Annotated in this window: 11 protein-coding genes and 1 pseudogene; 3 read left to right on the top strand and 9 right to left on the bottom strand. The window is 67.8% G+C overall.

What is annotated here, in order from left to right; genetic code table 11:
* The 9 genes and pseudogenes from QSG27_RS24300 to fliF form a co-directional block, all read right to left on the bottom strand.
* Window positions 1–549 (bottom strand): annotated as a pseudogene (locus tag QSG27_RS24300) (hypothetical protein); the annotation flags it as partial.
* Window positions 550–557: 8 nt separating this feature from the next.
* Window positions 558–1352, bottom strand: a complete 795-nt coding sequence (locus QSG27_RS24295) for a MinD/ParA family protein (protein WP_306710693.1) — start codon at window positions 1350–1352, stop codon at window positions 558–560.
* The gene (locus QSG27_RS24290; protein ID WP_306710691.1) at window positions 1349–2410 is read right to left on the bottom strand and encodes a flagellar biosynthesis protein FlhF; all 1062 of its coding nucleotides are present in this window, start codon (window positions 2408–2410) and stop codon (window positions 1349–1351) included. Before QSG27_RS24290 ends, QSG27_RS24295 begins: the two co-directional genes overlap by 4 nt.
* Window positions 2411–2453: 43 nt before the next feature.
* Window positions 2454–4622 (bottom strand): flagellar biosynthesis protein FlhA, encoded by a 2169-nt coding sequence (gene flhA, locus QSG27_RS24285; protein ID WP_306710689.1) that lies wholly within the window; start codon window positions 4620–4622, stop codon window positions 2454–2456.
* 35 nt (window positions 4623–4657) lie between these two features.
* Window positions 4658–6175 (bottom strand): sigma-54-dependent transcriptional regulator, encoded by a 1518-nt coding sequence (locus QSG27_RS24280; protein ID WP_306710687.1) that lies wholly within the window; start codon window positions 6173–6175, stop codon window positions 4658–4660.
* A gap of 1 nt (window position 6176) precedes the next feature.
* Window positions 6177–7043, bottom strand: a complete 867-nt coding sequence (locus QSG27_RS24275) for a motility protein A (protein ID WP_306710685.1) — start codon at window positions 7041–7043, stop codon at window positions 6177–6179.
* Window positions 7040–7369, bottom strand: a complete 330-nt coding sequence (gene fliN, locus QSG27_RS24270; protein ID WP_306710683.1) for a flagellar motor switch protein FliN — start codon at window positions 7367–7369, stop codon at window positions 7040–7042. The genes QSG27_RS24275 and fliN overlap by 4 nt, the downstream gene beginning before the upstream one ends.
* Window positions 7370–7434: 65 nt before the next feature.
* Window positions 7435–8205 (bottom strand): FliH/SctL family protein, encoded by a 771-nt coding sequence (locus QSG27_RS24265; protein WP_306710681.1) that lies wholly within the window; start codon window positions 8203–8205, stop codon window positions 7435–7437.
* Window positions 8206–8209: 4 nt separating this feature from the next.
* Window positions 8210–9874 (bottom strand): flagellar basal-body MS-ring/collar protein FliF, encoded by a 1665-nt coding sequence (gene fliF, locus QSG27_RS24260; protein WP_306710679.1) that lies wholly within the window; start codon window positions 9872–9874, stop codon window positions 8210–8212.
* A 26-nt stretch (window positions 9875–9900) separates the two neighbouring features.
* Between fliF and QSG27_RS24255 the strand changes: the two genes are divergently transcribed.
* From QSG27_RS24255 to QSG27_RS24245, 3 genes are all read left to right on the top strand, one after another.
* Window positions 9901–10185: a hypothetical protein gene (locus QSG27_RS24255; RefSeq protein ID WP_306710677.1), complete on the top strand. Its 285-nt coding sequence runs from the start codon at window positions 9901–9903 to the stop codon at window positions 10183–10185.
* A gap of 227 nt (window positions 10186–10412) precedes the next feature.
* Window positions 10413–10937 (top strand): helix-turn-helix domain-containing protein, encoded by a 525-nt coding sequence (locus QSG27_RS24250; RefSeq protein ID WP_306710675.1) that lies wholly within the window; start codon window positions 10413–10415, stop codon window positions 10935–10937.
* A gap of 425 nt (window positions 10938–11362) precedes the next feature.
* The coding region (locus tag QSG27_RS24245; protein ID WP_306710673.1) for a hypothetical protein at window positions 11363–11587 on the top strand (225 nt) is incomplete at its 3' end.

The following is an 11587-nucleotide window of genomic DNA, read 5'->3' as shown; positions in this document are numbered from 1 at the left end:
CAGCCCCGTGGCCGGCGTGGCGGGCGCCGGGCTGGGCAGGATCACCGCGGGCGTCGCCGAGCCCTGGGCCGGCGTGGCGGGCGTCTGGGCCGGGGCGGTCCTGGCCGGCCCGGTCGTTGGCAGCCCCGCCGTGGTTGGTCCTGCCGTGGTCGGTGCCGCCGTGGTGGACGGGGGCGCCGCCGTGCCCTGGGTCAGCACCAGCACTTTCGCCGCAACGCTCTGGGCAGGGGAGGCCGCAGCGGGGTCGGCCTGTGCCTGGCTGAGCAGCACCTGCGCCGGGGTGATCTGGAGCGTTACCGGCTTGTCGGCGGGCAGCGGCGTCGGGGTCTGCAGCAGCACCTCTCCCGCCTGGGTGCGCACGCGGGCCAGCCCCTCCGGCGTGGTGCCGACGACGGTGCCGGTCAGAACCACCGGGCGGGCGATGTCCTGCAACCGCTCCGGCATGGCCTTGACGGTGCCCTCGGCGACCGCCACCGGCGCGGGCGTGGAGGCCGCCGCCGCGGGGGTGGCGGGCGGGCCGGCGACCGGGGGTGGAAGGGCGCCCCCCATCCCGGGACTTACTGACCGTTCAGGAGCCGCTGGGCGACGGCCAGCACGTCCCGCGCGGCGTCGGAAGAGGGCGAACGGGTCAGCAGCGGCGACTGGTTGCGGATGGCGTCGCGCACCTTCAGGTCGCGGCGGATGATGCCGGCCAGGGCGGGCTTGTATTTCAGGAAGTTCTGGCACGCCTTCAGGATGGTGCCGTAGGTGCGCTCCCCGTCCTTCACGCTCTGCGCCATGTTCACCACGACGCGCAGGTCGGCGGCGGGGTTGGTGGCGTGGGTCAGCTTGATGAAGGCGTAGGCGTCGGTCAGCGAGGTCGGCTCGTCCGTCGTCACCACCAGCGTCGTCCCGGCGGGGCCGGACAGGGTGCGCACGGTGCGGTCCACGCCCGCCCCCATGTCCATGATGACGCAGTCGTACTTGCGCGCCAGTTCCATCAGGTCGTTGCGCAGGCCGGACAGGCGCTGGCTCGGCAACTGGGCGAGCGTGCCGGAGCCGGAGCGGCCCGCGATGATGTCGAAGCCGCCCTCGGTGTAGCGCTGGGCGGCGCGGCCCAGCGTCACGTCGCCGTTGATCACCGCGCCCAGGTCGTTCTTCGGCTGGAAGCCGAGCTGGATGTCCACGTTGGCAAGGCCCAGATCGCCGTCGAACAGCAGCGAGTTCTTGCCCATCTTGGTCAGCGCGTGGGCGAGCGTGATCGAAAACCACGTCTTGCCGACGCCGCCCTTTCCGCTGGCCACGGCGATGACGTTGGCGCCGCGCAGCGGGCGAACGTTCTTGAGAGCGGCCGGAAACACCGGATCGGTCATGGGATGGTCCTCGACGAAGAACGAACGGCTTTGGTCTTGGCGGGGGCCGCCGGTTTGGCCCGGCTGCGCGCCGCCTTGTCCTCGGCGGGCATCATCAGGCGGGCGAAGGCCACCGGGTTCAGCGGTGTCAGCCCCTCGGCCACCTTGGAAGAAACGCTGGCGTTGCAGAAGGCCATCCGCGAACGGTGCGCGGTGCCCAGGAGACTGCCCAGCCGACGCGCCATGTCGAGCCGGGTGATGAGCATCCGCCGCACGCCCAGCGCCTTGAAGGATTGGGCGATGTCGGCGGCTTCCATGGCGTCCAGACCGGCGGGCAGCACGAGGATCGGCTCCGCCACGCCGGCGGACAGCAGGGCCTTCAGGTCGGCCATGTCTTCCCGGTTGTAGGGGTTGCGCCCGGCGGTATCCACCAGGACGACGTCGGCGCCGCGGCTGACCTCGAACGCGCCTGCGAGCGCGTCGGGGTCCTCCACCGTCGCCAGTTTGATTTTCATCAGACGCGTGAAGGCGGCCAACTGTTCCATGCCGCCCGCGCGCACCGTGTCGGTGGTGATCACCCCGACCGAGCGCTTGCGGAACACCGCTTGGGCGGCCAGCTTGGCGACGATCAGCGTCTTGCCGCTGCCCGGCGGGCCGACCAGGATCAGCGGCTTGTTGCCGCCGCGCCGGTCCTGCAGCGGGCTGAAGGTGAACATGGAGTCGAGCGCCGCCCCCAGCGCCAGGGCCGGGTCGTCGGTGTCCAGACCGGCGGCGGCGTCGATGAGCTGTTCGGCGAGTGCGGCGGGAACGCCGTGGCGGTGCAGCACGTCGGCCACCACCTCGCCCACGTCGATCTCCGGCTCCTCCTCGACCACCACCGCGGGGCGCGCGGCCTTGGCGGGCGGGGCGGAGCGGGACTGCGCCATCAGCAGATCGTCGTCCTCCACCGCCGCGGTCACGCGCACGCCGCCGCCTTCCTCCTCGCGCGTGGCGACGATGATGGCATCGTCGCCCAGCGTCTGGCGGACCATCCGCATGGCTTCGGACATGGACTTGGCGTGGAAGGACTTCAGCCGCATCGGCTCGCCTCCCGCCCGTCACGCTGGTTCGTCATGGCCTGCATCAGATCTGCCCCAGGGTCTTGATCCGCGCCTTGGGGTGGATCTCGTTCTGCGACATCACCACGGTGGCCGGCCGGAACCGCTCGACGATGGAGCGGACGAAGGGACGGATCAGGGGGCTGGTCAACAGGACGGGGGTCTCGCCCATCATGGCGTGTCGCTCGAAGGTTTGGCGGACCGAAGTGATGAATTGCTGAAGCCGGCTTGGCGCCATCGTCAGTTGCCGGTCGTCGCCGTCGCCCACCAGCGATTCCGCGAACGCCTGCTCCCACTCGGGGGACAGGGTGACGAGCGGGATGACCCCCATCTCGTTGATGTTCGCGTCGCAGATCTGCCGGGCCAGGCGCGTGCGCACATGCTCGGTGATCTGCGTGATGCTGCGGGTCTGGCTTGCCGCCTCCGAAACGCCCTCCAGAATTGTTGCAAGATCGCGTACGGAAACCCGTTCTGCAAGCAGGTTCTGCAACACCCGTTGCAATCCGCCCACAGTGATCTGCGCCGGCACCACGTCGGCGATCAGCTTCTGGTGTTCCTTGTCCAGCTCGTCCAGCAGCTTCTGCGTCTCGGTGAAGGACAGCAGCTCGGGCATGTTGTCCTTGATGAGTTCGGTCAGATGCGTGGTGATGACCGTGGACGGATCGACCACCGTGTAGCCCTTGAACAGGGCCTCCTCGCGGTAGCCGGGCTCGATCCAGATGGCGGGCAGGCCAAAGGTCGGTTCCACCGTCTGTTCGCCGGGCAGGCTCATGGCCTCGCCGCGCGGGTCCATGACCAGCAGCATATTCGGGCGGATGTCGCCGCGCCCCGCCTCGATCTCCTTCACGCGGATGATGTAGGAGTTGGGCGGAAGCTGGAGGTTGTCCTGGATGCGCACGGCGGGCATGACGAATCCGACCTCGCCGGCGATCTGGCGGCGCAGCCCCTTGATCTGGTCGGTCAGCCGGTGGCTTCCCGCCTGCGGCTGGTTGATCAGCGACAGCAGGCCGTAGCCGAGTTCCAGCCGGATCAGGTCGATGGCCAGCGCGGTGGAGATCGGCTCGTCGGCCACCGGGGCGGCCCCGCCGCCCGGCCCGCCACCCATGCCCGCGGCCTCCGCCGCCGCGGCCTCGGCCTCCGCCGCCTCCTTCTTCGCGCGGACCTTCGGCAGGTAGTAGGCGGCGGCCCCAACGGCGGCGATCACCGGCAGGAAGGGCAGCATCGGCATGCCGGGCATCAGCGCCAGCAGGCCGATGGCGCCGGCCGACAGGCCGAGCGCGCTGATGTGGTTGGTGAGCTGCCCGACCACCGCCTTGTCGGTGGAGCCGCCGGTGCCGGCCTTCGACACCAGGAAGCCGGCGGAGATGGAGATGACCAGCGCCGGGATCTGCGAGACGAGGCCGTCGCCGATGGTCAGCTTCGTGAAGGTGTCCAGCGCCTGCAGGATCGGCATGTCGTAGCGCAGGACCGCCAGCGACACGCCGCCGATGATGTTGATGAACATGATCATCAGGCCGGCGACGGCGTCGCCCTTCACGAACTTCGACGCACCGTCCATGGAGCCGAAGAAGGCGCTTTCGTCCTCCAGCTCCTTGCGCTTGGCGCGGGCGGTGGTCTCGTCGATCATGCCGGCGGACAGGTCGGCGTCGATGGCCATCTGCTTGCCGGGCATGGCGTCCAGGGTGAAGCGCGCCGCCACTTCGGCGATGCGGCCCGAACCGGCGGTGATGACCTTGAAGTTCACGATCGTCAGGATCGCGTAGACGATCACGCCGATGATGAAGTCGCCGCCCATGACGAAGCCGGCGAACGCTTCGATCACATGGCCCGCCGCCGCGGTGCCCTCATGCCCCTGCGTCAGGATCAGGCGGGTGGACGCCATGTTCAGCGACAGGCGCAGCAGCGTGGTGATGAGCAGGATCGTCGGGTAGGACGACAGCTCCAGCGGTTTTTCGATGAACAGCACCACCATCAGGATCAGGACCGAGATGGTGACGTTCAGCCCGAGCATCATGTCGAGCAGCATCGGCGGCAGCGGCAGGATCAGCCCGACGACGATCAGCATGATGCCGGCCGCCATCACGATGTCGCCGCGCTTCAGCGCCCCCTTGGCGACGGACACCATGTCGGTCAGCGCGGTCATGTTTCCGCCGCCGCCTGCCCGCGCTCCGGGATTGTGTTCGGTCAGTGCCATGCCGTCGTGCCTCCGCCTTCCCTCGGATCAGCGGATCACATCGCCGCCCGTTCCTCGGTGCCCGGCGGCGGCACGGCCACGCCCTCCTCGCTGTACTGCTTCAGCTTGTTGCGCAGCGTGCGGATGGAGATGCCCAGGATGTTCGCCGCGTGGGTGCGGTTGCCCAGGCAGTGGGACAGCGTCCCGATGATCAGGTCGCGCTCGACCTCCGCCACCGTGCGCCCGACGAGGCCCTGCACGGCGGGTGCCCCGGACGCCGCGCCGGCGTTGCCGTAGGCCGCGGCCCCCGCCGCATGGTTCGGCGGCGGCGCGTAGGAGGAGGGGTAGCCGGGTGCGGCCGGCGGCGCGTAGCCGCGCGGCGCCGGCGGGACGGTGCCGCCCGGCCCGGCGAAGGGGTTGGCGACCGGCGAGTTGGCCGGGATCGACGCCTGGGCCGACCCTTCCGGGGCCAGCATCTGGCTGGTCAGCATGATCGATTCCGGCCCCACCGTCTCCGACTTGGAGAGCAGAACGGCGCGGTGCATGGTGTTTTCCAGCTCACGCACGTTGCCGCGCCAGTGGTGGGCGCGCAGCATCAGCAGCGCGTCGTCCGACAGCCGCTTTTCCCCCAGCCCGTTGGCCTGCGCGTATTTCTTCAGGAAATGGTCGGCGATCATCGGGATGTCGGCGGGCCGTTCGCGCAGGGACGGAATGGCGACGCTGAAGACGTTCAGCCGGAAATACAGATCCTCGCGGAAGTTGCCGGAGCGGACCTCGTTCTCCAGGTTGCGGTTTGAGGTGGCGATCAGGCGCACGTTGACCTTGACCGGCTGCGACGAGCCGATGCGGTCGATCTCCTTCTCCTGGATGGCGCGCAGCAGCTTGGCCTGGAGTCGCGGGTGCATCTCCGACAGCTCGTCCAGCAGCAGGGTGCCTCCGTTGGCCTCCTCGAACCGGCCCAGCCGGCGGGCGACGGCGCCGGTGAAGGCGCCCTTCTCATGGCCGAACAGTTCCGATTCCAGCAGGTTCTCCGGAATGGCCGCGCAGTTCACCGCGACGAAGGGCGCGTCGGAGCGCCGGCTCTTGCGGTGGATGTAGCGGGCCATCAGCTCCTTGCCGGTGCCGCTCTCGCCGGTGATGAGGACGGAGGCGTCGCTGGGCGCCACCTGATCCGCCATGCGCAGGGTCGCCAGCATAGCCGGGTCCTGGCAGACGATGGCGTGGCTCTCCTCCGCCACCGCTTCCAGCACGGCGGCGATCAGCTCCGCGTCGGGGGGCAGGGGGATGTATTCCTTGGCGCCGGCGCGGATCGCCTTCACCGCCGCCGCCGCGTCGGTGCCGATGCCGCAGGCCACCACGGGAATGGTGATCCGTTCCGCCTTCAGGCTTTCGATGAAGGCCGCGATGTCGAGCTTGACGTCGATCATCACGAGGTCGGCACCCGCCGCCGCGCGCAGGGCGTTCAGGGCTCCCTCGATGCTGTCGGTGTGGGACACCTTCGCCCCGCGCTGCATGGCGATCTTGCCGGCGGCGGTGATGTACCCTTCCAACGTTCCAACGATCAGCAGACGCATCTTACGCTCCCCTCGGCGAACCCCGGTCGGAGTCCCTGTCGAAGTACTGAATCCGCTTTCCAGGCGGAAGAACGGCGTTCAGGAGCATCTCCAGACGCCGCGGATTTTCCTGACGCGCGATGGATACCGCGCCGATGGTGTAGAGAGTCTTGACGAGCGCGTCTTCCTCCGCCGTCCGCTCAACCTTTGCGGCCAGCGGGGCCAACGCGACGTTGCCCAGCACCGCCCCGTAGAAGGTGGTCAGCAGCGCCAGCGCCATGGCCGGGCCGATGCTGGACGGGTCGTTCAGGCTGCCCAGCATCTGGACGAGGCCGACCAGCGTGCCGATCAGCCCCATGGCCGGCGCCACCTCCGACGCGCGGCGCAGGACACCGGCGCTCTTGACCTTGCCGGCGCCCGACGCCTCGACCTCGCCGATCAGCATCCGCTCGATGTCGTCGGGTGGCAGCCCCTCGGCCACCAGCGTGACCGAGCGGTGCAGGAAAGACTCGTGCCGCAGCTCCGGCAGGACGTTGCGCAGCGTTTCCGGCGCGCGCCGCGCCGCCTCGGCCAGCAGAAGCACCTGCCGGGCCACCCCGCGCGGGTCGCTGGTGCGGTGGATCAGCACCGCCCCGGCGTCGCGCCACGCGATGGCCACGTCGGCCAGCGAGAAGGAGGCCGTGGTGACCGCCAGGGTGCCGCCCAGCACGATGATGAGCGACGGCGGATCGACGAAGGCGCGCAAGGACCCGCCCGACGCCATGGCGACGAAGATGACCACGGCGGCGGCGGCGAGGCCGACCAGCGTCGCCACGTCCACCCCGCCGCGCGGCCGGGCGGAACGCCCGCCCCGCCGGGACGATTCTGCGCTGTCTCGTGTGAGGCTCATCCGCGGTCCGACTTGATGATTTCGGTCATGGTTATGCCCAGCCGGTCTTCCACCACCACGACTTCGCCGCGGGCGACCAGACGGTTGTTCACGTAGATGTCGATGGCCTCGCCGACCTTGCGGTCCAGCTCCACCACCGCGCCGCGCCCGAGCTTCAGCAACTGGCTGACCTGCATGGTCGATTTGCCGAGCACGGCGGAGATCTGGACGGGAATGTCGTAGACCGCTTCCAGATCCTTGGCTGGACCCAGGCCGGTCTCGTACTCCGCGACGTCGCCGCGGCCGCCGTTGTCCAACTCATCGAGGGAGAAGCTGTCCTTGGCCATCGAAGTCTCCAGAAACCCTTTAGAATCTCAAAACTGGAACCTCACGTTCCCCTGCCGCCGCGGCGTCAGCCCGGCGGCGCCTCCAGCAGGCCGGCCATGCGCCGTTCGATCTGGGCGAGCAGGCCGGCGGTGTCGCGCTCCACCCCGCCTTCGGCCCATTCGATCCGGCAGCTTCCCGGCGCAAGCCCGGAATCGCCGACGACCATCAGCTTCGCGCCGAAGCCGCGCGCCCCGATCACCTGATCCAGATGCTCGCGCACCGCGTCCACCGTGTCGTCGGCGACGCGGATCACCAGACGCGGTTCGTCGATCAGGTCGGTCAGGCAGGTACGCACCAGCCCTTCCACCTCCATCAGCCCGCCGCGCCGCGCCAGTTCCGGCATCAGCTTGCGGACGATGGCGAGCGCGATGTGCACGGGCTGGTCGGCCCGCTGCGCGCTGGTCGCGTAATGCTCGTTCAGGAGATGCTGCACGCCGTTGCCGATGGTTTCCAGCGCGTTGGCGATGCGGGCCTGCACCGTCGCCTCGATCTCGACCCTGGCGTTTTCGTAGCCTTCCTTGCGGCCGGCGTTGTTGCCGTCGACGAAGCCCTTGCCGTAGCCCGTCGACTTGCCGGCGGTTTCGCCCTCCGCGAAGCCTTCGGCGCGGGCGGCGGCCAGATCGGCTTCCCCGAACACCGGCGGGGGCGGCTCGGGCGGCAGCTCCGGCTCGGGTTCGGGCTCCGGTTCCGGCTCGGGGATGCGGTCGTAATAGTCGTCGTCGGCCTGATACGGCTTGCGCGGCGGCGCGTCCACGTCGAAGGATTCGTCGAACAGGAATTTGCGGACGGAACTCATCGCGTCAGCTCTCCTGATACAGCCAGTTGCGCAGGATCGACACCGCTTCCTCCGGATGCTTCTCCACGATCTCGCCCACCTTGCGCAGCGAGGAGGCGCGGACGCGGCCCTCGACGCGGTTGATGTCGATCATCTGCTCCAGCTCCTCGTCGGCCTGGGCGGCCTCCAGCGCCAGATCCTGGGCCAGCGCGCCGGTCGGCGCGGCCAGGGCGGCGGGCATGCCGCTCTGGTCGGCCAGCAGGCGGTCCATGTCGTCCTCCTCCTGCTGGTCGGCCTTCTCGAAGGCGCGGGTGATCAGCGGGCGGATGACCAGCAGGATGATGAGGACGGCGACGATGCCCAGCACGACCATCTCGGCGATGCGGAACAGATCGTCCTTGGTCATGCCGAGGAAGAGTTCCTCCGGCTTCTGGATGTCGTCTTCCGGCGACCAGAAGCGCATGTTGACGACTTCCAGCGTGTCGCCGCGCACCGCGTCGAGGCCGACGGCGGAGCGGACCAGCGCCTTGATGCTTTCCAGCTCCTGCTCCGGGCGCGGCTGGTAGGCGGCCGGGTTGCCGTCCTTGGGCAGGCTGTAGGTGCCGTCCACCAGCACCGCGACCGACAGGCGGCGCACCTGCCCGGTTTCGCGGACATGGTTCTTGGTGGTGCGGCTGATTTCGTAGTTGATCGTCTCTTCGCTGCGGTTCTGCTTGTTCTGCGAGATCGGGCCGGCGTTGTTGCCCGACTGCGCGGTCGGCAGGTTCTGGTCCACCGTGACCGGCGACAGCGGGTCGCGGTCGTGGCTTTCGTTCGCCTCCGTCACCGTCTGGGTGGAGCGGACGACCTGGCTTTCCGGATCGAAGATTTCCGATTGGGTGGTGATGCGGTCGAAGTCGAGGTCCGCCGACACCTCCGCCCGGACCTTGCCGTAGCCGACGGTGCGGCCCAGCAGATCCTCGATGATGCGGGCGATGCGGCTCTCGTAGGCGACCTTCTTCTCCTCCGCCGAGGCCAGCATGGCGTCCGCGCTGTCGTTCCCGGTGCCGCGGGCGAGCAGGGTGCCCTTGTCATCCACGATGGAGATGCGGCTGGGGTCGAGGTTCGGCACGGAGGCGGCGATCAGGTGCTGGATCGCCTGGATGTTTTCGCGCGACAGTTGGGCGCCGGGCCGCAGCTTCAGGAAGATGCTGGCCGTCGCCGGGTTCTGCTGGCGGGCGAACAGCTCGCGCTTGGGCAGCACCAGATGGACGCGGGCGTTCTGCACGCCGTTCAGCGTCTGCACCGTGCGCGCCATCTCGCCTTCCAGGGCGCGCAGGTGGTTGATGTTCTGCATGAAGCTGGTGGCGCCGAAGCCTTCGCCCTTGTCGAACAGCTCGTAGCCGATGGACCCGCCCGACGGCAGGCCGGCGGCGGCCATCTTCATGCGGGTCGGCCCCACTTGCTCGGCGGCGACCATGATCTTCGTGCCGGTCTTGTCCACCGTGAAGGGGACCTTCGCCTCCTCCAGCTTCTTGGCGATCGCCGCGGCCTCGGTGGGCTGGAGTTCGGCGTAGAGAAGCTCCATCTCCGGGGTGGAGAGGCGCGTCATCAGATAGACGAAGAATCCGATCAGGAGCAGGCCGACGCCGCCGATCGCGGCAAGGCGCGCGGGACCCAGGTTGCGCAAGGTCTGCAGAAGGTTGTTCACGCGCTAGTCCCCGATCGGATGCCCCGGTGATTGTCCGGGAAGTTCTTGATTTCGCAGACGCAAAAAATGAGTTTGCAAAAACCGCGCCGGGCTCTGCTTCAGCGCGCATGCTGGGCTGTCTTGATGAAGAGAGTGTTAATTCGTGGGCAGAAATTGCCCAGTGCCCGGCAAAATATGCCTACCGGTGCGCGCCTGCAACGTTCTTGCACCGCCCGGATGGCGAGGGTGAGGGGCGGGACTCGCGGCTGGGAGGCGGTCGTCCGAGCATTTCTTTTGGAAGTAATTTAAAATTACCTCGAAAGAAAGAATGATGCGGTCCTCCATACCCATTCATTTTCTGGGGTCTGTTGGGACGTAGGTAGTAAATGCCGCAACGGTGGTTGACTTTGCCTCGTCGAAGTCATAGCTGAGTTGCAATGGTCGCTTGCCCGATATCAAAAAGATCGTGGCACAAGCACGTCGGAATCTTTCCTACGCAGATCCGAATGTTGCTTCGCGCGATATCGGGCCTTGCCGCCCTTGCAGATGGGGGAACGCTGTGAAAAAACGTGGACGCGAGAAGAAGGAAGGCCTCAACGAGGTCGATGTGTTCGTCGGGCAGCGCCTGCGTGAGTTGCGCATGCTTGCCGGGCTGAGCCAGAGCGACGTCGCGTCGGCTTTGGGATTGACGTTCCAGCAACTTCAGAAGTACGAGCGCGGTTTCAACCGGGTCTCGGCCAGCCGGCTGTTCAAGCTGGCCCAGTTCTTCCGGGTGCCGGTCTCCGTCTTCTTTGAAGGGCTGGAGGAGCGCCATGCCGCTCAGGAAGCGGGAAGCGCCGGACCTCAGGCGGAGGAGTCGGAGGGCACGCTGCGCTCCCGCGAGGCGCTGATGTTGGCCCGCTACTTCCAGAACATCCGCGACCCGCAGATTCGCGGGGCGATCCGGGAATTGGCCGAACGCTGCGCCAGCCAGACGGACGCCAGCGCCGGTGCGGGCCTCGGCGAGGATATGGAGCAGATCGCCCCGGCCACCGTGCGCGGACGCCGCGGGCGTGGCGCGGGCCAGAGCGCCGGGCAGGCGTGACGGCGGGCGGCGTGGGCTTGGGGACAGGCCCCGCCTTGTATCCGTTGTTTGCGGATGGCTCATCGGCGACGGCATGCGCTTCATCGCGCCAGATGCGGTGTTTCGGCGTGGTGAAGAGCCGCGCCCGACCGGTTCCTGCTACGCTCGACCGGCCCTCAAGACTGTTACGCGCGGTGCTTGCAACAGTCGTTGAATCATTGGGGAATAAGTTTGGCTGGGGCGCCAGGAGCATAAGCCCGCTTTTCGCGCCACAGCATTGATTCCAAAACGAAATCAGCCTTCGAGACGGCCAAGTTGCCGCTCTGAGAACCACGCTACTGGTACACGCCGGGCAAAGCGTTGTCAACATTATGGGGGCAAAGTCCCGTTGTTCAGCACCGGCTTGCGCTGTATCTTGAGCGGGTTCAACAACCCAGAGGAAATCCATGGCTGACGAGAGGGTTTTCGAGGACCGGATCGCCAATGCCGTATCGGTCTGCGTTGATAGTGTGTCGGAACTCGCGGCCGACCCCTACCTTCGCGAAGCCGTCATGAAGATGGCCGTTCGGGAGTTCTCTTGGGCGATCCTCTCTAAGAGGCTGTTGAGAAGAAAGCTGCTGAGATTTAGAGGAAACTTGTGGGTGGGCGGGCGAGCCGCTTCACGAGAATAT

The sequence above is a fragment of the Azospirillum isscasi genome (assembly GCF_030849505.1).
GTDB lineage: Bacteria > Pseudomonadota > Alphaproteobacteria > Azospirillales > Azospirillaceae > Azospirillum > Azospirillum isscasi.
The sequence above is the reverse complement of the archived record's forward strand: the minus strand, read 5'-3'. Positions and strand labels throughout refer to the sequence as shown.